A 20,412-nucleotide genomic window follows, 5' to 3' on the forward strand; every position below is an offset into this window, starting at 1 on the left:
GCGATATCACTGCAAAATGGGTCACGCTGCCAAACTGGGCACGGATTCGCAACCAATTGGCCATTCGCTTTGACGGACGCTTTCCGGGGTAATGGGGCGAAATACACAATCTACTTGACAGTCCCGCGAAACGATAACAAGCGGCTTGTATATTATGGAAAGCGTGCTATAGTGATACGTAGATGCTCCTGTGTATCACTTCAAGAGCATCGTGCTCCTCAACTCGGCCACTCCTCCATCGATAACCGTTGGTTATCCTATCACACCGAGTTCCCCTTCTCTTATATGGTGATAACCCACATCTATGGGTTGCGTGTCTCCATCGTCATCGATGCATGGCACCACCTACCACCTATTCAGGAACTGCTCCTGAATGGATCTACTATTGCCGTGGAATTTCTGTTCCTGCGTTGTTGGAATGGTTGGATCGCTATCCAGCTACCCAGCAGGCAGCACTGTGCGACCATTGGCAAAGGAGTCCTCCTCATGAAAGCCATTCTTGGCATCGTTACTGGAATCTTAATGTTGCTCTTTGCAGCAATTGGCTTCCAAAACACAACGGCGATTTCGATTCACCTCTTCGATTGGCAAACACCAGCCCTGCCTTTATGGATGCTCCTATTGACTGCCTTGGCCAGTGGGATGCTGGTGGTCGGCTTGTTTGCCTTTCCACGCCAGATCGAGACCTACTATACGAACCTCCGCCAACGTGGGCAGGCCGCTCCGGTTCAACGACCATTGATTCCAATTGATGCTGCGATGCCACCACCAACGACCATGCCACTCGCCGTCGAGGCTGGGCCACAACACTATAATCCACAAACCGGTGAGCGCCTTGATCCATGGATCGATGATGTGCCAAAACGCACGGTATGAGCACCTATGCTCGAATAACCGTGGTTGCATGTCCCGTCTGTCGTGCTAAACAAGGACTCTCGGGGGTCTTACATTGCGGCAGTATCGTGATCTGTGCGACGTGTCATTCGTCGCTGCGGGTTACTACCCTCCGACCAATGCGACTGAGGCTGGTTGACCCATCCTCTACGCGCACCGCCGAGAGTCAACCGGAGTCGTATGCCTAATCCATCCCGCTTGTGTTGGGCTGGCCCAATGCAAGCGGAAACCATGATCGGCTGCGGGATTTCCGCATCGATCACAATCGCAGACAATTGCTGCCTGCGCTAGTCCATCATAAAGGAGCATCCTATGGTGCCCCAAACGATTGCTGTTGTTAATAATGATTTGGCGTTATTGGATTTATTACAGGAACTCTTGCTCGAAGCTGGCTATGCCACCACAACCTACCTGACCACCGACCAGACCTATCAACAGTTACGGGATAGTCAACCAAGCTTAATTATTCTCGATGTGGGTCTTCAAGCATCCGCACCAGGCTGGCCATTGCTTAAATTACTCCATTTTGATCCGAATACGGTGCAGATCCCCGTTCTGGTTACGACGGTTGATCATGCTTTTATTCAAGGCAAGCAAGCCTTTTTGCAAGCAGCTGGCTGCGATGTGCTCGAACTTCCAGCCAGTTTTACCGACCTCGTTGCCAAAGTTGAAACATTAATTGGTGCGCCGCTTGCTCGAAGCATACCGACAAGCGATCCACCATAAATCCAAGGGTAATCAATATTCAGTATAGGTTACCTACCGAAAGGCGAAGTATGCCCCATTCCTGCAGGAGATGAGAAAGATGCTGTCTCATACAACCATGTCTTCCATCTTGATTCCAGCCTTAGAACGGCAGGGATGGTTAATCACCCATCAACCATTACGCATGCTATGGTATGGGATCGAAAGCCAACTCGATCTTGCGGCGAATAGCAACAGCCATAGTTCTATCGCGATTGCGATCTACCCTCCGCACGATGACAGTGGCGTACCACCATTAACATGCTTCTTGGGGCAAGCCTTAGTGACACAAGCAATTCTTGGACGACTTGACCCGATGTGTATGCTCTACTGTGCGCTTGATCGAGCTATATTTACGGCCTTATTAGCCGCACCGCTGAGTGATCTCTTACGTTCGGCCTATCAGATGCGATTTATCGTGGTTGATGCAACCCAAGGGGAGTCAATTCAATGGATACCTGCACAAGCCCCTGCACAATCCTTGAACTGGTCTTAACGGAACAAACCTGCGTTCCGTATGCCTATGGAAACTATAGTTTCCAAACCATTTTTGACCCTTATCAGCATCGCTATCTCGTCATTGTTATTGGATGGAACGGTCACCATCGTATCCATCATTGTTTACTGCACCTAGAATATCGGGACGGAATCATTTGGATTCATCATGATACGACGGCGGCGGGAATTACTGAGCCACTGATTGCTGCGGGGATTAACGCTGCTATGATTATCAGAACAAGTCCCCCTCAAAGCATGGCCGTCCCCCTAGAACAAGACTATATGCATAAGGATGGCAGATGTTAATCACCAATGCCTCTCAGAAAGGAATCCTCAATGAATCAATCACCATGGTATATCCTACCCTATAACCAAAATAATATCAGTAGTCCTGCTACTCATACTTCACATGATGCGGTTTGTCACGATGAAGCGGTAGTATCATCCACCCAAGATGGGTTGTCAGGAAACGATCGTGGTGATCGAGATGTCTGGAATACCGAAGGTGGATTCTGCCTCCTCGTGCCGTCGCCATTACAGGAAGACAACGATACAGTGCCATGATGTGGCACGATTGAATAGACAATCGATCGGCTGTTATCCGACAACACATGGCTCCCACACTTCCCTCCGTGCTTCAGGGGAGTCACCCACCCGCCTCCGTCGTTATACCCTGCTTGATCCAACGCTCGCCGATCTGCTTATCTGTGTCCGAAACCACGGAGACTACCGTCGCGCGTGGACTATCGCAATCGATACGGAGGTCTGTCCGATTCTCTACATATTGGCACGTATGCCCATCCAAGGAGTTTCTATGATCGACCCTATTCCCGTCCCCAACGGAGCGCCTCGGCTCCGCGACCATCCCGTCGCACGCGGTATCGGCAACAATCAGATTCTGCATCTTGCCGATGCTGTCGATCACCTCGTGAATGAGGTTCATCCCGCGATCCACGGTCATCGTCAGATAACCCTGTTCCGTCAAGCACCAGTCACGCTCGTCTTATTTGTCTTTGATGTGGGAGGTGAGCTTCCCGATCATGTTGCCCAAGGCATCGTCAGTATTCAGGTACTTAACGGCAGGTTGACCATCCACATCGCAGGGAATGATCATCCCTTGGATGCGGGACAGATCCTTTTCCTCAATCCCGCCGTTGCGCATAGCGTGCGGGCCGAGATCGCGAGCACGATGCTCTTGACCGTCCATCACATCGAGTCAATTACCGTGGCACAAACGACTGCGGAGCCATAATCCGGCCTGCGGGGGAGCCTACACTTACCACAGCAATCAGACCACGATGACCGCTGCATTGCAGCGAGGAGGTCGGTATGAAAACGATACGACTCTTTCCACCGCTCGTCATGGTGATCGGCCTCATCATCACCGGACTTGGCTATACGCTCCGAGGATTGATTACCCCCGAGGTCGCCGCAAGCTTTGGCATCCAGCCTGTCAGTGTATAACCGTACAAAGGCTGACAGTAGTTCATCGCGTCTGCATGTAATCGGATCGATGTGTGCCGTGCAAGGCGCTGCTCATCGCTGATCTATCGGGAATGGTCATACACCATGATCGATCAACATACTGATCCACTGCTTGGTGCAACCTGCTCCTGGCCTGGTGAAGTGGAAGGCACACTGAGCGTATTGCGCTGGGAATCAGGTACACAAGGTTCACCTGCTCCCCTGATTCCAAAGGAGTCACCATGGTCACGTCACATCGAGAACAGCATCGAACCCAACATATCGGCTGGCTACGTGCATCAGTCTTAGGCGCAAATGATGGGATTGTCTCAACTGCCAGTCTGGTGGTTGGGATGGCCGCATCAAATGCATCCCATCAGTCGGTGGTCGTAGCCGGCATTGCTGGCTTGGTTGCAGGGGCAATGTCCATGGCCGCAGGCGAATATGTATCGGTCAGTTCCCAGGCAGATACGGAACGGGCGGACATTGACCGTGAGCGCATGGAACTCGCCGTGGATGCCCATGCCGAACGTGCGGAACTGGCAGCCATCTATGTTCGCCGTGGACTTGACGCATCCCTCGCTGAGCAAGTTGCCGAGCAATTGATGATGAAGGATGCGCTCGCGGCCCACGCCCGCGATGAACTTGGGATCTCTGAGACCATGCGTGCCCGTCCCATCCAAGCAGCGTTTGCGTCGGCGGCTGCCTTTGCCGTTGGCGCAATACTCCCGCTGATGACCGCCGTGCTTGCGGCTGAACCCTATCTCGTTGTTTTGGTGACGGGAACCTCACTCGTATTCCTCGTGCTGCTGGGGATCTTAGCTGCCTATACCGGTGGTTCGTCCATCATCGTCGGTGCCATGCGGGTAGTTTTTTGGGGGGCGCTTGCGATGGTATTAACGGCTGTCGTTGGAGCGATCTTTGGGACAGCTGTCTAGATCGTGCTTGGGAATCCGAAGCTATGCGTTCGCCGCATTTTTGAGGCGCTGCAGGTGAAGCACAGGGAAGGGGGACAGCAATCGTGGTTCTGGGAGTTGATGTCTCGGTGCCGAAGATCACATAACATGCCTATGATTTATTGAGGATGGCTGGTGTGAGATGCCCGTCTTTATCCCATTCCTGCCATCGGTACCATAGAAAGGATATGGTATGTACAGCGTCAAAACGAAGTCGCGGTTTACCCAAGTCTCCAAGTGGACTGCCCATATCACGGGACGACCACGGACATTTGGTCTTGCGGTCGGGGTGATCTTCCTATGGATGATCAGTGGACCACTGTTTAGCTGGAGCGATACATGGCAGTTGGTGATTAATACGAGCACAACGATTATTACCTTTCTTATGGTCTTTCTGATTCAAAATACACAGACGCGCGATTCAGAAGCCATTCAAATTAAGCTTGATGAATTGATCCGTGCAACGCAGGGTGCTCATAATGCGCTTCTTGATCTGGAGGAGTTGGAAGAGGACGAGTTAGACCAGATTCGGGCGACATATCAACGATTGTCGGAACGAGCTCGCGAGGCCATCCGTCATGGATTGGTCGATACGGATAACCCCGAACCCGAGATGGCATAACGAACATGGTACACAATGAGAGCAATGTGGACTATCCGTGGAGTTACCACATCAGGAACTAAAAGTAAATTCCTCATGCCCACCAAGCTTAGATCTATCATGTCGTTAATGCCCATAAGCACTGGGCCGTAAGAAAGAAGCATCTGATGATGCCCCAAACAATTGCGGTTGTCAATAATGATTGGGCCTTGTTGGATTTATTGCATGATCTCTTGCTCGAAGCAGGCTATGCCACCACAACCTACCTGACCTATTAACAGTTACGGGATAGTCAACCAAGCTTAATCTCGATGTGGGTCTTCAAGCATCCGCACCAGGCTGACCATTGCTTAAATTACTCCATTTTGATCCGAATACGGTGCAGATCCCCGTTCTGGTTACGACGGTTGATCATGCTTTTATTCAAGGTAAGCAAGCCTTTTTACAAGCAGCTGGCTGCGATGTGCTCGAACTTCCGGCCAGTTTTACCGACCTCGTTGCCAAAGTTGAAACATTAATTGGTGCGTCACTTGCTCGCCAGAAACAGGAACATGAAACGCTGTGATCGCATGTAGCATTTGAGATAGACACTCAGCCTGAACGTCATAGTTAATCTTACGAACGATTATCTACTAGTATTCAATTTATCCAATCCTCTAGTCGCTGATTCAACGCCTGTTCCATCACCAGCCAATCAACCCAAATTTCGCTTAATTCGATCAGTGTCATGCAATATGCTATGCTGATGGTATTGACAATTTATCTTGACATCAAGATATAATTTATCTTCATATCAAGTATCTTTATATCGGGATAATCTATGCATGACCAAGTTGACAGTTTTATTGCTGAGTGGCAGCGCGAACGACCGGAGCTTGATGCTACGCCGATGGGCTTGATTGGGCGAATTGCCCGGTTGGAACAACATTTGAGTCGTGAATTAGCGCGGATATTCGGCCAATTTGGCTTACAACGCGGGGAATTTGATGTGCTAGCAAGTTTGCGGCGGTCGGGAGCACCCTATCAGCGCAGCCCAACCGCCCTATTCAATACCTTGATGCTCTCATCAGGAGCCATGACCAACCGACTTGATCGCTTGGCCGCTCGTGGCTTAATCAAGCGCATTCCCGACCCACACGATCGGCGCAGCCTGTTGGTGCAGCTCACAGCCGAGGGTTTAGATGTCATTAATCGAGCCGTCGAAGCGCATCTGGACAACGAACAACGCTTGATTGCCAGTTTGAGCAACGAGCAGCGCGAGCAATTAGCCACGCTGTTACGCTGTTGGCTGCTCGATTTAGAGCCAAATCAAGCTTGAGAAACTAACAGCAGCAATTCGGCTTGACTCAAGGCTTCGCCTGTGGCTTCAGCGGCTTGACGTTCAGCTTGTCCCAAACTGTGATCAAGCTGTTCGCGCAAGCTGGTTATGTCGCGCCAGCTTACTGCCGAGTAGCCAACATCGCAGGCATTGCGCAAACTGGCCGCACCGCCAACCAAATAGGCGGCATGCTCAGGATTCGGCGTTGCCAGCCATTCAGCAAAGCCTTCGAAGGCAATCGCCAATGAACGTTGGACATTCAGCCGTGCCGCCATTGTGACTGCTTGATGCAGCACTTCGCCAGATTCACGCCGTTCGTCAGCATTCTGGCGCAGCAAAGCCAAGCCCAACCCATACAAGGCCATAATTAATGGTGGTGATTCTTCGTTTTGGCGATGAATCGCGATGCTTTCACGATATAAGTGCTCAGCCTCGGCGTATTCGTGCATATTCAAATGGGTACTAGCAATATTTTGAAACGAGACCGCTTGGCTCATTTGATCGCCCATTTGTTGGTAAATTGCCAAACTCGCTTGGAAATACTCACGGGCGGCTTGGTGTTCAGCTTGAAATTGGGTGACCGAGCCAAGATTATTCAAAATAATCGCCTCGCCCCAAACATTAGATTGTTGCTGACGAATCGTTAAGGCTGCTTCATAGGCTTGGCGTGCCGCTGCATAATTAGTTTGCTCGGCGTAAATCATGCCTTGGTTGTTCAACAAACGCGCCTGATAATCCAAATCACCAAGGGTTTTGGCATGGGTCAGCGCCGCATCATAAGCCTGCAAGGCCGAAGGATAATCGCTAATTGCATAGGAAAGGAGGCCATTGGCATAGCCAAAATGCAGTTGAATTTCTGGCTCAAAGCTGGCAGCCTGCGCCCCAATTCGCGCAATCCAGCTTAATCCTTCGCGAATATAGCCTTGTTGAAACAAGGGCAGCACCATACTCGAAATTAAGCGGGCAATCTCGCTGTAGCGCTGTTGTTGATACAGCCATTGCAAAGCGCTGCGAATATTGGGCATCGCTTGATTCAGGCGTTTGCTCCACACCATGCCTTGGCCTTGGCGAATACCAGTATCAATATCGATTGCCAATTGTTGAAAAGCCTTGGCATGCAACTCGTGACAAGCATGGTCAAGTTGGGCATTGCGCTTGAGTTGGCGGGCCGCATATTGGCGAATCGTATCGAGCATGCTATAGGTTGGTTCTTCCGAGGCGGCGTTGCTCAACAGCAGGCCTTTGGCAACCATGGCTTGGAGCGTTTTGGCAATATCAATCGTGTTAGGTGCTTCGTTGGCCAATAATTGCACCTGATTGAGCGTCCACTCGCCTTGAAAGACCCCCAAGCGTGGCAACAACCAGCGAATCGCCGGAATACTATAAGAAATACACCAATCCAAAACCGGGTGCAGCACTTGTTCGGGGGCTGGTGCGGCTCCTACATTTTGCTCAGCAGGTAGATAATTGCGCAATAACAGCAGCAAATCGGCGGGGCGTAATTTATCGCTATGGGCCGCTACCAACTCAATCGCCAAGGGCAAGCCGCGCAAACGCCGACAAATCTCGACAATATGCAACGCATTATTGTGATCAAGCATAAATTCAGGTCGCACCCGCCGAATCCGATCCAAAAATAGCGCCACCGCTGGACTCATGCTGATGGTTTCGATTTGGACGGAGCCACCACCCAGCGGAATCGCCAATGGCGGAATCGGAATTACTTCTTCTTGGGGATCATTGGCGGCTTGTTGGCTGGTTACCAACACCCGCACCTGCTCGGTTTGGCTCAACAAGCCAATCACATGCGGCGCAGCCTCGATCACTTGTTCCATATTATCGAGTACGATTAAGTATTGACGTTCGCGTAAAAATTGCACTAAAGCTTCTTCATACACCAAACTGCCACGTTCAGCCAAGCCAAAGGTGCGAGCAATCGTCGGAATCACCAAATCGGGGTCGTCGAGGGTTGCTAACGAAATAAAGGCCACGCCATCACGAAACTCAGCGTGCAAGCGATCAGCAATTTGAATGCTCAGGCGGGTTTTGCCAGTACCACTTGGGCCGAGCAAGGTCGTAAAACGGGTTGGCGATTGGCGCAAACGTGTTACCAGCGCTGCAACATCGGCATCGCGGCCAATCAATGGGGTCGTGAAAGTTGGAAAGCCAATGCGTTGCATAACCTGATCTCCCGTAGTTGGTTGTTTGTCGAGTATGCCGCAAAACCGCTGTAAAAACAAAGGTCTAGTCTAGGCTAAATCTGCCAATCGTACTAGGACTAGCGAATTCCCCTCACCCCCGACCCCTCGCCCACTGTGGCGGGCGAGGGGAGTTCCAACTATCATGGCGGATGTTTCCCCCTCGCCTCGCTCGGCGGGCGATGGGGTAAGGGGTGAGGGAATGCCAATCGACGGCGCACCTACCCAACCATTGTTGAAAACCTACCCTTGTAAGGTTCGGGGGTGAGAGCATAGCAGCGTTTGTAATGCTCTGAACCAGCAAAGAAATCTGCCAATCGTACTAGGACTAGCGGTAGCAGTGTGTGCTACCGCCTTTTAGCCAGAAAGTACCGCGTTGATTCAGGCCATGCCTCGGTACAATAAAGTTACTGACGGCGACCTTCGCACCAAGGAGCACCTATGCGCCTGCGTTTTATGTTGATTTTGATGCTAATGAGCGGCAGTTTGAGTTTTAGCCTCAAACCTGCCGCTGCCCAAGCCAGCCTATGTTTTGCCGATGTGCCAGGCATTAGCAATTGTATTAGTGGGCGTTTTTTGAGCTATTGGCAACAAAATGGTGGTTTGGCAGTATTTGGCTACCCACTCTCGCCTGCTCAAAACGAAACAACCGCTAACGGCACATTTACGACTCAATATTTTGAACGCCAACGCTTTGAGCTACACCCCGAATTGGCCGCGCCCTATGATGTCTTGCTTGGCCGTTTGGGAGCCGAAATCTACGAACGCAACCACGGCAACTGGCGCAATGCTCCCAAAACCAACCCAAGTACCCAAGGCTGTTTAGTATTTAACGAAACTGGGCGCTCAGTTTGCGAACCATTTTTGAGCTATTGGTTGAATCATGGCTTGCTTGATGGCTCTTTGAATGCCTACGAACAGTCGTTGAGTTTGCTAGGCTTGCCGCTGACCGAACCACGCCTCGAGCAAAACCCCGACGGCGATTGGGTGATAACGCAGTGGTTTGAACGCGCTCGGCTCGAAGATCATGGCCCAAAAGGCGTGTTACTTGGCCGTTTGGGAGCCGAACTTAAAGCCCAGCCAGCCCCAAGTTATCCGAGCGAAATCACGGCCTTAGTCGATGCAATCAATCGTCAACGCAGCCAAGCTGGATTAAGCAGCTTGACAATCAACCCAACCCTCAACCAAGCCGCCCAAATTCATAGCGACGATATGGCTCGTAATAACTTTTTCGAGCACACTGGCAGCGATGGCTCGAACGCCGGCCAACGCATGCAACGCGTAGGTTACACATGGCGAGCTTGGGCCGAAAATTTAGCGGCTGGCTATACCGATGCTCAAGCAATTATCGATGCTTGGATGCAAAGTCCAGGTCATCGCGCCAACATTCTGTATGCCGATGTTAGCGAAATTGGAGTTGGCATTGCCCGTAATCCCAATTCAGAATACCAAATTTATTGGACAGTCAACTTCGGTGCACGCTAAGCCTGCTCAATCTGCACCACCCGATCACGGGCTGCTAAATCGCGCACAAGCTGAATCTTGGCCTGCGGAAAACTAGCTTGGGCAAGGGCAACAACGTCTGGCCCTTGCCAAGCCCCAAGCTCAAATAATGCAGCGCTAGGCTGGCCTTGGCGCAGAATTGCTGCCGTTGCTGGCAATAATTGGCGATAGCAATCAAGGCCATCGGGGCCGCCATCAAGTGCAAGGGTTGGCTCATGCAAACGTACTCCAGGCTCAATTTCCTCAAGCAAGGTGTAGGGTGGGTTGCTCAAGAGCAAATCAATTGGCTCTGGCAATTGACTAACACCATCGCCATGAATCAGCTCAATCTGTTGCTGCAAGCCATGGCGCTCCACATTACTTTGAGCTACGGCCAAGGCATCGGGCGAAAGATCAACCGCATACATTTTAATAATGGGCGAATGTTTGGCCACCGCCACCGCAATACAACCGCTGCCCGTGCCAATATCGGCCACTACCAACGGACGTTGCTGCTGTTTGATCCAGGTTAATGCCTGCTCCACCAGAATCTCAGTATCAGGCCGTGGCACCAAAACCCGCCGATCTACATTAAACATTAAGCCATAAAACTCACGCGAGCCAATCAGGTAGGCGATTGGTTCTAAGGTGCTGCGCCGTTTAATTAAGCCTTGAAATTGATCAACCTGCTCAGTCGAGAGTTGATCGTTGAAGCTCGCCAAAATCTGGGTCGGCGTGAGGCCAAGCACATGAGCCAACAACACGCGAGCATCGAGTTGCGGGGTCAGCGAAGCGCTGATCAAAGAGTTGGATGCCTCAATTAATGCCTCGCGCACAGTCGTTATAGCCATCTCAGGAATTCCTCAGCATATTGCGATACCTACGTAATGCACTCGTAATCTGCACATCTAGAGACTCCTAGGCGAATCAGGCATCATTGTGCTAGCAGCAAACAAACCCGCATAGCAACCGCAGGCGCGGCTGTTTCACACTCCCAAGGAGGTTGCATTATGGATCGTGGTGTGATTTTTTTTATTTTGTTGGTGGTTATTATACTCTTGATTCTTTTGCTCATTGTGGCAACTGGTGGTGATGATCAAGCTAATGCCATGACCACTGCCCAACTCTTGATGCAACAATTTGCCTGAGCATCGCCAAAGGTGCTACCATTCGCCACAGATGGGATGCCAAGTTTGGCATTATTGGTAATGGAAGGACACAAACATGCAACCATCTGGGCAATCGATTGCATTAATTGGCCCAAGCGGCGCAGGCAAAAGTACGGTTGGCGTAGGTTTAGCCCAAGCGCTCGGCTGGCGTTTTATCGATTTAGATCAACTAATTATCGAACGCGCCGAAAAAAGTATTAGCGATATTTTTAGCCAAGAGGGCGAAGCGGGCTTTCGCGAGCGCGAAACCGCCGCTTTAGTCCAAGCATTACAAACTGATCAAGCCGTCATCGCCTGTGGTGGCGGCATCGTTTTGCGCGAAGTTAATCGGCAATTGCTGCGCGAGCAGGCTTGGTGTGTCTATCTCACCAGCGCCATCAGCACCTTGGTTAAACGCCTAACTGCTGATCAAGCTAATCCTCGGCCATTACTGGCGAGCGATATTAATGAACAACTTGTCATCCAACTCGCTGAGCGTTTGCCACTCTACAGCACCCTCGCCAACTGGACGATCCAAACCGATGGCTTGGCTCCACAAATTGTGGTCGAACAACTGATAAGGGCTTGGGGTTTAGTGGGCAAGCCGCAAGTAAGCGAAGTGTTTAGCTCTTTCAACAGTCGTTATTATGTTAAAAGCGGGGCACTGGCGGCACTCCCCAATGAATTAGCCAATCTTGGGCTAACTGGCACATGCTGGTTGATCAGCGATAGCCATGTTGGACCGATGTATGCACCAAGCTTGATTCAAGCCTTAGAAAACTCCGGTTTCCCATGTCAACGCTACGATATTCCGGCGCAAGAGGCCAGCAAATCATGGCAGCAAGCAGGCGAATTGTATACGTGGCTGCTCGAAAATGGGGTGCAGCGTGGCGATACGGTGTTGGCGCTGGGCGGCGGCGTGGTTGGTGATTTAGCGGGCTTTATTGCGGCCTCAATTCTACGTGGCATCGCCGTGGTGCAATTGCCAACCACAATTTTGGCAATGATCGATAGCAGCATTGGCGGCAAAACCGGCATTAATCACCCGCGGGGCAAAAATTTGATCGGGGCGTTTCATCCGCCGCGTTTGGTGTTAATTGATGATGCAGTGCTAAGCAGTTTGCCGCGCCGCGAGCGGGCAGCAGGCTGGGCCGAAGCCGTCAAACATGGAGTGATTGCTGATGCCCAATTGTTCGCTGATTTAGAACGAGCAGGGGCAAGCCTCAATGATGTGCCCGCCAAGATCACCAGCGATCTGTTGGTGCGCTCAGCAGCGGTCAAAATTGGCGTGGTCAATCGCGACGAACGCGAAACTGGCGAACGCATGCTGTTGAATTATGGCCATACCTTGGGACAAGCGGTTGAGGCTGCGACCCAGTACAAACGCTATGTCCATGGCGAAGCGGTGGCGATTGGCATGACCTTTGCCGCCAATCTGGCGGTACAACTTGGCATGTGGACAAGCGCTGAGGCCGAACGCCAACGAGCCTTGTTGCAAGCACTTGAATTGCCAACCGCCCTGCCCCGCGATTTGGATATCGAGGCCACGCTTGCGGCGCTCAATTTGGATAAAAAACGCGCCAAAGGCAGCGTGCGCTGGGTACTGCCAACCCGCATCGGCCATGCGCAAGTTGAATCACACGTTGACCCCGAATTGGTGCGCAAATTGGTTCATGAATTGGTCGAACAAGCCTAGAATTTCTCATTCTACTGTTTAACCGCCCGACCTCGATTTGAGCTGCTGGCTTGCGCCAAGCCCCAAATCGAGGTCGTGATCTCAGAAATCTAATGCTTAGAGTGCAGTATCAACTTGGGCGCTAGCAAAGGTGGCCATTTCGCGCAAAATATGACAAGCTGCTTGCACCAATGGTATTGCCAAAGCTGCGCCGCTACCCTCGCCGAGCCGTAAATCAAGCTGAAGCAATGGGCGCAAACCCAGTTGTTGCAAAGCAATTCGATGGCCTGGCTCAGCTCCAGAATGCGCCGCAATACAATAATCAAGCGCCGTTGGAGCAAGTGATTGAGCTACCAAAGCCGCTGCTGTGGTGATAAACCCATCAACTAAAATTGGCACGCGCCGCTGAGCAGCACCCATAATAACCCCTGCCAAGATGCCAATTTCAAAGCCACCAACCTCGCTCAAGGGCTTAATTCCATTCACATTACTACCAACCCGGGCAACGGCTTGGGCCACAACCTCGATTTTGCGTTGGTAGTGCTCGGCTTGGACTCCCGTGCCATGGCCAGTCACCACAGCCGCAGGTTGCTGGCAATAGATTGCGGTTAAACAGGCGGCTGCGGTTGTATTGCCAATCCCCATCTCGCCGAGGGCAATCAAATCGTGGCCGGCATCAGCCAACTCATGGGCGATGTTCATGCCGCGTTCAAGGGCAGATTGGGCTTGGGCTAGGCTCATGGCTGGTTCAATTGCCAAGTTATGCGTGCCAGCCCCGAGCCATTCGCTACGAAAATTAGCGGCTTCGCTGGTGATCGCGGTTTGAACACCTGCATCAATAATTAGTAGCTCAGCCCCAACATGGCGAGCCAAAACGCTCACCGCCGCGCCGCCCGCCAAAAAATTCGCCACCATTTGAGCTGTGACGCTCGATGGATAAGCACTCACACCATATTCAGCAACGCCATGATCGGCTGCCGCAACCACGATAATCGGTTTTTGCACGCTTGGCGGGCATTGCTGGGTGATGCCTGCTAATTGAATCGACAGCGTTTCGAGCAGACCCAATGCACCCTGCGGCTTAGTCAGTTGCTCTTGGCGTTGCTGCGCTTGCTGCATTGCAGCGGAATCAAGCTCAGCAATCGTGGCTGATAGATCGTCAATGTTCACTCGTTGCTCCAGGTATAGGTTGATCGCCGCGCAGAATAGCATCAATTTCATTCGAGGACAAACGTTGGACATCAGTTGGACTAGACTTAGATTCGGCTGGATTGGAGGTAGTTGGTGGGGCTTCAACGCTCAAACGCGTACCAGTTAATGGCATAACCATGGTCAATTTGGGGTCGGGAATTGTCTGCTCAAGCCCTTCGAGCGTATCGCGCAAGGCTTCATCATACACTACGACTGCATCACTACCAATGCCCGCAATCCCGCTGCTGAGCACATATTGACGTTCGCCCTTCAGCACGCCACGGGTGATCACATAGCCAACGATCAGGCCAGTTTCATCAAGCAATAATTCGCCTATCGTTCCCAGTTTGTTGCCAGAGCGACCGATCGCCGGCGTGCCAGTCAGGTGAATTTTCTTTTCGAGCAGGGCATGAACATGCGGGATAGCGTTGGCACGCAGCACTTCGCAGCCAGCTTTGACCAAAATCACATCGCCAACCCACACCAACACCTGCGACCATTCAACGATTGTGGCTTCGCGAAACAGACCACCCGTGCTGGTCAATAACCCGACAATTCGCCCTGCATCGTGATCAACCAAAAGATCGGCGACTGAGCCGATAATATTACCAGTATCGACTCGAATGATCGATTTTTTGACCAACTCTCCTGCCTTATACATTGCCATAACTCCATAACTAAATTTGATTGGAATGACGCGCCGCGCAGTTGACGAGCCGCTAAAGCCTGCGGTATGCTTGGGCCTAGTTCCAGCATCTCGAATGGAGGCGAGCAGCCACCATGCATCAGTTAGAGGTCGTTTCTTGCACCAGTACGATGCTCGATATGGTTGTTCCGATCGCAGTGCTTGTACCGCCCGACCATTCAGCCGACGGGCCTGCCTGCCCGGTTGTAACTTTGCTTCACGGGTTGTCAGATAGTTATATGTGCTGGTTGGATTATACAAATATTCGGCAATATATTGCTGCGACGCGCTTAATTGTGGTAATGCCGCATTGTGGGCGCTCATTTTATGCCAACGGCCTTGGTGGCCAGCAGATTGAGGAATTTCTCGCCGCTGAGTTGCCTCAATTGATTGATGCTCAGTATACGACAATCAGGCAACGTGAGGGCCGCGCAATTGGCGGTGTTTCGATGGGTGGCTATGGAGCGCTACGCTTGGGCTTGCGCTATCCGCAGCATTGGAGCGCCGTTTTTAGCCATAGTGGGGCAGTTGATGCCCCGCGCTGGATCGACGATCCCTCGAATATGGTGATTTTCGGGCCAGTCGATAGCCCCATTCGCCAAGAATACAGCCTTTTTCGCATGCTTGAACAATTAGTTGTGCCAATTCCGGCAATGCATTTTGATTGCGGAATTGATGATTTTTTAGTTGAGGAGAATCGTTTATTTCATCATGCGCTACGCCAACAGCATATTCCGCACATCTACCGCGAACGACCAGGCGGCCATACTTGGCGTTATTGTGATGAAAATTTAGCGGCTAGTCTGAGTTGGGTTTGCCAACAACTCGAGCTGCCAAATCGATCTTAAATCTACTTATGTCATTCAGGGGAGAGTGACAAGTTTTGTCATACAGAGGTTGGTTACAGTGGTGGCGTGCCACTGAACAACATGCTAGTTCAGGAGACACAATGGATTTGCTCAAAGGGAAAAAAGCCTTAATCGTTGGAATTGCCAATGATCATTCAATTGCTTGGGGCATTGCCCAAGCCTTGAAACAGGCTGGAGCCGAATTGGCCTTTTCGTATGCTGGCGAGAGCTTAGAACGCCGCGTGCGCCCATTGGCCGAGCAGCTTGGCGTGAGTTTTGTGCAGCAATGCGATGTGAGCGACGATGCCCAAATTGCCACACTGTTCGAGCGGCTGGGGGCAGAATTTGGCTCGTTCGATATTTTGGTGCACAGCGTGGCCTACGCCAAACGCGAAGATCTTTCGGGCCGTTTTATCGATAGTAGCCGTGATGGCTGGCGAGTTGCGATGGATGTTAGTGCGTTTTCGTTGGTAGCGCTCACCAAAGCTGCCTTGCCATTGCTTAATCCCAACGCCAGTATTTTGACTTTGAGTTACTACGGTGCAGAGAAGGTTATTCCCAACTACAACGTGATGGGTGTTGCCAAAGCCGCGCTTGAAGCCAGCGTTCGCTATTTGGCCGCCGATCTTGGTCCCGATGGGTTGCGAGTAAATGCGATTAGTGCTGGCCCAATCCGCACACTTTCGGCCTCGGGCATTGGCAATTTTCGACGGTTGCATCGCGCCTTTACTAGCGCCAACCCCATGCGCCGTGCGATCACGATTGAAGATGTTGGCAATACCGCTCTGTGGTTATGCTCGGAGCTAGCCAGCGGCGTAACCGGCGAAGTCGTGTATGTCGATGGTGGCTATAATGTGCTCGGAATGAGCGAAGAAGAACAATCAAGCTAGCAGCACTGAATTTTGTTCCCCAAACTGGTGGGCTAGGTGATAGTACCGTCAATGATCGAATTGAAATTCAACCCTAAAGCTTAAGTATTGCCCCGCTGCTGGTAATTCCAACGGCGGGGCATTTTAGCTCACTCGACGGCTGTCCAACTAGTGTGAATATCACTAAATAAGCGACCATAACGGGCTAAACGCTCAAGTGGCTCGTTGAAAGCTTGGGCATCGGTTTTGCGCCCAGCCTCGCGCACAATCCCACGTAATTCCTCGATATTAGTATATAAATCACCCAATTGGGCTTGGATTGCCTCTAAACGTTCAACCCATTCTTGATCGGTATCGCTCATACTTAACTCCTTGTAGCCAATGTAGTATCCCTATTTTAGCACATGTGTCTTGATCAAGATCACTCTTGACAAAACATAAGATCATTGGCTATGCTGCATGCGCCATTACTCCTAGTGGCTGATTAGTACTTAGATCTGAGAGAACCCTAAATCCATCGCTACCCACCATCGTTGCTTCATTTAGTGGCCTACTCGGCTAACGTACCAATGTGATGTTTGCTAAGAGTAAGGTATATTTTTGGTTTGCAATGCAAACCCGCTATTTTAATGTTATGGCAACCCCATAACGCTGACAAGGAGCCGAAATGGCAGCAGATGTTGTACAAAGCGATTACGAACGCTTAGCTCAAGTGGCGACGCAGTTCCAAAAGCTGCACGATCAACAAACCCAGATGGAAGCCATGGTCCGCCAGACCTATCAGCAATTGCGCACCGATTGGGCAGGTGATGCCGCCGTGGCCTTTTTTGGTGAAATGGACGATAGCATTTTCCCAACCCTCAAGCGCTTACAAACAGCCTTAAGCACTGCAAGCAGCGTGACTACCCAGATCTCGCAAATCTTCCGCCAAGCCGAGGAAGAAGCCGCCAAAGGTATCACCTTTGATGGTGGGGGAAGCGCTGGAGCTGCTGCTAGCGCCGCTGGAGCAACTGGAGCGGGAGCGGAAACTGCAACTGCCAGTGCTGCAGCCGGGCCAACAACACCAGTTGGGCCTGATAGTTATGGTGATTTTAAGGTTGGCCCACCGCAACGGCCAAATATTCATCATGATAATGGATTTTTGGATAAATTTAAGCCAACCTCGCCGACGGTCGAAGATTATCTCACTTTGACCGAATGGCGAGCCTTATTGCATGGTTCTAAGGCCGCTACTCGGCTTGGGATTAAAGATCTTGATGATGCGAATGATGCCTATGAACATTTTTTAGATGGCAATGGAGCCGATCGACGCTTTAATCTTGATGAATATATTGCTGAAGATCCTAGTGGCAAGATGGCGCTCGATAATATGACCCGTGATGCAATGCTTGCAGCCGAGAATATTGGCCCCGGACGCGATTCATTCCAGATGACCTCGAATCGAGCCTATGCGGTTGGGGTTGGCGACCCTAACCACCCTGATTATGGGCGCTTTCCGTACCCTGAAACTGAAAATTGGCAAAAAGCCATTGGTGCTCATAGCGCTTGGACAAGTTCCAATGTGCAGGTGACCATCAATCCCGATGGTACCCGCCACTATCGTATGGAAATGACCGTGCATGCCGAGGATCGCTACAATTTCAACCCAGGAGCCAACGATATTACCACCGGCATTCCCGACTCGGCCAATGGTCGTTTTGAGATTACCGGGTTGGCGCATCAATATATGAACTATAGCGATACAACGCGCGTGGTTGAGTGGAACGAAGGTGATCCGCTGCCTGGAATAAGCACCACTGATCCTGATAGCCGTGATCGTGGTGATCGCCGTGGCATCGATAGTCCACGGCCTGCCCCACGTGGGATTCGGACTGAAGGCGATAGCCAACGCCCACTCAATGATATGGTTCGTGAGAAAGTAGGACGGTAATGCGTTTGGTTCGATTATTAATTGTGAGTTGTTTTTTAATTGGGTGTGCCGCGCAATCAGCTAGCCCAACGGTAACCAAGGAGTCATCAATGCCAGTGGAAGTGGCCCAAGTTCGAACTGATCTTGATGGTTTGGCAGCATTTGTTAGCTTACCAGCCCAACCAACCAGCGTTCAGTGGACAACCACGATTCTTAATCCCAACACTGATCGTTCAGTGCCCGGCCCTACCGATATGCAAGTTGAGGCCGTGATGAGCTTTGCTGCGGCTGACCTTGAACAGCTGAAAGCCCAAGCCCAGCCCTTGGGTTGGACTGTCCAATGGAAAGAATCGACGTTTAAACCATGGCATCCCCAATCAGTTCGTGATGCATTTGAGGCCGATGGCGATGTGTTTAAGCTGACAGTACCCGTCTATGATGCCATTCCGGTATTTAGTGCGAGCCATTCAGGCAGCTTTTTTATTACTCCGGCTGGTGATGTGTTTTTATCAATTGCGACCAACTAGTCAATTAAAAGATCATTTGCCCTGATTCACGATCAATGCCCTCTTTCCTTCAACATGTAAGGGAAGAGGGCAGAATATCCAAGCTTAGAAATTAAAAATCCCTCAAAATTCTGGGCTAAACCCTCTTGACAAACCAGCGAACAGTTGGCTATGCTGAATGCAACATCGCGCCTAAACACTCTGTTAGTACCTCTATTATTGAGCAGCAAGCACTCTCTCACCCCAGGCTGCTGCTACATTATCCGTTTTATTGATTCTAGGACTACTAGCTGTTTAGGAGGATGGCACATTCCCCTTTTTTTGGTTTGCACAGCAAACCCGCTATTTTAGCGTCATGGGTTTTCCATGACGATCATAAGGAGCCAAGATGGCAGCAGACGTAGTACAAAGCGATTACGAACAGCTCGAACAGGTGGCGACGCGATTTCAAAAGCTATACGATCAACAAACCCAGATGGAAGCCATGTTGCGCCAAACTTACCAGCAATTGCGTACCGATTGGAAGGGCGATGCCGCCGTGGCATTTTTTAACGAAATGGATGACAACATTTTCCCCGCCCTCAAGCGTTTACAAACCACGTTGACCACTGCCAGCGCCCTGACCAGCCAAATTTCCCAAACCTTTCGCCAAGCCGAGGAAGAAGCCGCCAAGGGGATTAAATTTGATGATGGTGGAGTGGCAGCTGGTGGCGGGGCTGGCGCTGGCGCTAGTTTTTCGGCTGAAGGTGGGGCATTTGATGCTGGCGGCGGTAGTGGCGGTGGGCTTGATCCAGCGATTAGTGCGCGTTGGGCAACCCTTACCCCCGCAGAACAAGCGGCGGTGCTCCAAAGCATCTCCAACGAGATCTGCGATAAATATGGGATTGAACATGTGCCAGTTACGGTTTCCGATTTAGCCGATCCACCAGGCCTAGATTTGTTCGGCTATCGCAACGATCAAGGGGTGTTTATCGACCTTGATAACATGGGCGATCCTGATCGAGTTTTGAATACCGTGGCCCATGAAGTTCGCCATGAGGTTCAACGCCAAATGGCCAATTTAGCCAACCCCAGCAACTTCGATAAATTCTTACGTTCGATCGGCATCCAAGATGAACCCAAATGGCCGATGAATGATGTAACTGAGGCGATGGCCAACGAATGGCACGAAAACTTCAATAACTACATTACCCCAGAAAGCGATTTTGCGGGCTATGAAAGCCAACCATTGGAAACCGATGCCCGTAATTATGGCGAAACCTATCGCGATAATTTAACCTTGAGTGATTTTGAGCGTCATATTCCAACACCAAAGCCTGAGCCAGTGCCAGTGCCTACGCCAGGCCCAACGCCAACGCCACCGACTACCACCCCAACGCCAACACCAGTCGGCAAAACAAAATAACAGCTTAATCACAAGGATACA

The 20,412-nt window shown here is 51.1% G+C and carries 24 protein-coding genes; 19 read left to right on the forward strand and 5 right to left on the reverse strand.

All coding sequences use genetic code 11. The annotated features are described in order from the left end of the window. Window positions 1-486 precede the first annotated feature (486 nt). The 11 genes from ABEB26_RS21895 (at window position 487) to ABEB26_RS21935 (ending at window position 6,475) form a co-directional block, all read left to right on the forward strand. Window positions 487-876 (forward strand): lipopolysaccharide assembly protein LapA domain-containing protein, encoded by a 390-nt coding sequence (locus ABEB26_RS21895; RefSeq protein ID WP_345724219.1) that lies wholly within the window; start codon window positions 487-489, stop codon window positions 874-876. Further along, a complete protein-coding gene (locus ABEB26_RS26980; protein WP_486348321.1) occupies window positions 873-1,082 on the forward strand; it encodes a hypothetical protein in 210 nt (69 codons plus the stop codon). Before ABEB26_RS21895 ends, ABEB26_RS26980 begins: the two co-directional genes overlap by 4 nt. Before the next feature lie 124 nt (window positions 1,083-1,206). Next, on the forward strand, window positions 1,207-1,620 hold the full coding sequence (locus ABEB26_RS21900; RefSeq protein ID WP_345724220.1) for a response regulator: 414 nt from the start codon (window positions 1,207-1,209) through the stop codon (window positions 1,618-1,620). A gap of 79 nt (window positions 1,621-1,699) precedes the next feature. Then, window positions 1,700-2,134: an element excision factor XisH family protein gene (locus ABEB26_RS21905; RefSeq protein WP_345724221.1), complete on the forward strand. Its 435-nt coding sequence runs from the start codon at window positions 1,700-1,702 to the stop codon at window positions 2,132-2,134. Then, entirely contained in the window at window positions 2,089-2,442 is a 354-nt protein-coding gene (locus ABEB26_RS26985) for an element excision factor XisI family protein (RefSeq protein WP_486348322.1), read from the forward strand. Before ABEB26_RS21905 ends, ABEB26_RS26985 begins: the two co-directional genes overlap by 46 nt. A 508-nt stretch (window positions 2,443-2,950) precedes the next feature. After that, complete coding sequence (locus tag ABEB26_RS21910; RefSeq protein WP_345724222.1) at window positions 2,951-3,388, forward strand: AraC family ligand binding domain-containing protein; 438 nt, start codon at window positions 2,951-2,953, stop codon at window positions 3,386-3,388. Between the two features lie 77 nt (window positions 3,389-3,465). Next, the gene (locus tag ABEB26_RS21915) at window positions 3,466-3,600 is read left to right on the forward strand and encodes a hypothetical protein (protein WP_345724223.1); all 135 of its coding nucleotides are present in this window, start codon (window positions 3,466-3,468) and stop codon (window positions 3,598-3,600) included. Between the two features lie 242 nt (window positions 3,601-3,842). Next, window positions 3,843-4,538: a VIT1/CCC1 transporter family protein gene (locus ABEB26_RS21920; protein ID WP_345724224.1), complete on the forward strand. Its 696-nt coding sequence runs from the start codon at window positions 3,843-3,845 to the stop codon at window positions 4,536-4,538. A gap of 211 nt (window positions 4,539-4,749) precedes the next feature. Further along, entirely contained in the window at window positions 4,750-5,178 is a 429-nt protein-coding gene (locus ABEB26_RS21925; protein WP_345724225.1) for a low affinity iron permease family protein, read from the forward strand. Between the two features lie 325 nt (window positions 5,179-5,503). Next, a complete protein-coding gene (locus ABEB26_RS21930) occupies window positions 5,504-5,722 on the forward strand; it encodes a hypothetical protein (RefSeq protein WP_345724226.1) in 219 nt (72 codons plus the stop codon). A 255-nt stretch (window positions 5,723-5,977) separates the two neighbouring features. After that, window positions 5,978-6,475, forward strand: a complete 498-nt coding sequence (locus ABEB26_RS21935) for a MarR family winged helix-turn-helix transcriptional regulator (protein WP_345724227.1) — start codon at window positions 5,978-5,980, stop codon at window positions 6,473-6,475. Here ABEB26_RS21935 and ABEB26_RS21940 read toward each other — a convergent pair. Continuing rightward, window positions 6,466-8,655, reverse strand: a complete 2,190-nt coding sequence (locus ABEB26_RS21940) for an ATP-binding protein (RefSeq protein WP_345724228.1) — start codon at window positions 8,653-8,655, stop codon at window positions 6,466-6,468. The two genes, ABEB26_RS21935 and ABEB26_RS21940, sit on opposite strands and share 10 nt — an antisense overlap. A gap of 459 nt (window positions 8,656-9,114) precedes the next feature. On the opposite strand from ABEB26_RS21940, the gene ABEB26_RS21945 reads away from it, so the two are divergent. Next, a complete protein-coding gene (locus tag ABEB26_RS21945; protein ID WP_345724229.1) occupies window positions 9,115-10,158 on the forward strand; it encodes a CAP domain-containing protein in 1,044 nt (347 codons plus the stop codon). Here the strand turns inward: ABEB26_RS21945 and prmC are convergent. Further along, window positions 10,155-11,006: a peptide chain release factor N(5)-glutamine methyltransferase gene (gene prmC / locus ABEB26_RS21950; RefSeq protein ID WP_345724230.1), complete on the reverse strand. Its 852-nt coding sequence runs from the start codon at window positions 11,004-11,006 to the stop codon at window positions 10,155-10,157. The genes ABEB26_RS21945 and prmC overlap by 4 nt on opposite strands. 159 nt (window positions 11,007-11,165) lie before the next feature. Between prmC and ABEB26_RS21955 the strand changes: the two genes are divergently transcribed. Further along, window positions 11,166-11,303, forward strand: a complete 138-nt coding sequence (locus ABEB26_RS21955) for a hypothetical protein (RefSeq protein WP_345724231.1) — start codon at window positions 11,166-11,168, stop codon at window positions 11,301-11,303. A gap of 76 nt (window positions 11,304-11,379) precedes the next feature. Next, the gene (gene aroB, locus ABEB26_RS21960) at window positions 11,380-12,999 is read left to right on the forward strand and encodes a 3-dehydroquinate synthase (protein WP_345724232.1); all 1,620 of its coding nucleotides are present in this window, start codon (window positions 11,380-11,382) and stop codon (window positions 12,997-12,999) included. 96 nt (window positions 13,000-13,095) lie between these two features. Here the strand turns inward: aroB and cobT are convergent, their stop codons facing one another. Together cobT and ABEB26_RS21970 are read right to left on the reverse strand one after the other, a co-directional pair. Further along, the gene (gene cobT / locus ABEB26_RS21965; RefSeq protein WP_486348324.1) at window positions 13,096-14,142 is read right to left on the reverse strand and encodes a nicotinate-nucleotide--dimethylbenzimidazole phosphoribosyltransferase; all 1,047 of its coding nucleotides are present in this window, start codon (window positions 14,140-14,142) and stop codon (window positions 13,096-13,098) included. Next, window positions 14,138-14,830 (reverse strand): PRC-barrel domain-containing protein, encoded by a 693-nt coding sequence (locus tag ABEB26_RS21970; protein WP_345724234.1) that lies wholly within the window; start codon window positions 14,828-14,830, stop codon window positions 14,138-14,140. The genes cobT and ABEB26_RS21970 overlap by 5 nt, the downstream gene beginning before the upstream one ends. Window positions 14,831-14,949: 119 nt before the next feature. Between ABEB26_RS21970 and ABEB26_RS21975 the strand changes: the two genes are divergently transcribed. Then, entirely contained in the window at window positions 14,950-15,702 is a 753-nt protein-coding gene (locus ABEB26_RS21975; RefSeq protein ID WP_345724235.1) for an alpha/beta hydrolase, read from the forward strand. A 101-nt stretch (window positions 15,703-15,803) separates the two neighbouring features. Then, complete coding sequence (locus ABEB26_RS21980; RefSeq protein ID WP_345724236.1) at window positions 15,804-16,592, forward strand: enoyl-ACP reductase FabI; 789 nt, start codon at window positions 15,804-15,806, stop codon at window positions 16,590-16,592. Window positions 16,593-16,720: 128 nt separating this feature from the next. Here ABEB26_RS21980 and ABEB26_RS21985 read toward each other — a convergent pair whose 3' ends face one another. After that, on the reverse strand, window positions 16,721-16,933 hold the full coding sequence (locus ABEB26_RS21985; RefSeq protein WP_345724237.1) for a hypothetical protein: 213 nt from the start codon (window positions 16,931-16,933) through the stop codon (window positions 16,721-16,723). Window positions 16,934-17,238: 305 nt separating this feature from the next. On the opposite strand from ABEB26_RS21985, the gene ABEB26_RS21990 reads away from it, so the two are divergent. From ABEB26_RS21990 to ABEB26_RS22000, 3 genes are all read left to right on the forward strand, one after another. Further along, window positions 17,239-18,501 carry a WXG100 family type VII secretion target gene (locus tag ABEB26_RS21990; protein ID WP_345724238.1) on the forward strand — a complete coding sequence of 421 codons (1,263 nt, stop codon included), beginning with the start codon at window positions 17,239-17,241 and terminating at the stop codon, window positions 18,499-18,501. A gap of 89 nt (window positions 18,502-18,590) precedes the next feature. After that, window positions 18,591-19,007 (forward strand): hypothetical protein, encoded by a 417-nt coding sequence (locus tag ABEB26_RS21995; RefSeq protein ID WP_345724239.1) that lies wholly within the window; start codon window positions 18,591-18,593, stop codon window positions 19,005-19,007. Window positions 19,008-19,374: 367 nt separating this feature from the next. Next, window positions 19,375-20,391 carry a WXG100 family type VII secretion target gene (locus ABEB26_RS22000; RefSeq protein WP_345724240.1) on the forward strand — a complete coding sequence of 339 codons (1,017 nt, stop codon included), beginning with the start codon at window positions 19,375-19,377 and terminating at the stop codon, window positions 20,389-20,391. Window positions 20,392-20,412 lie beyond the last annotated feature (21 nt).

It is taken from the genome of Herpetosiphon gulosus (genome assembly GCF_039545135.1).
In the GTDB taxonomy this organism is placed as follows: domain Bacteria; phylum Chloroflexota; class Chloroflexia; order Chloroflexales; family Herpetosiphonaceae; genus Herpetosiphon; species Herpetosiphon gulosus.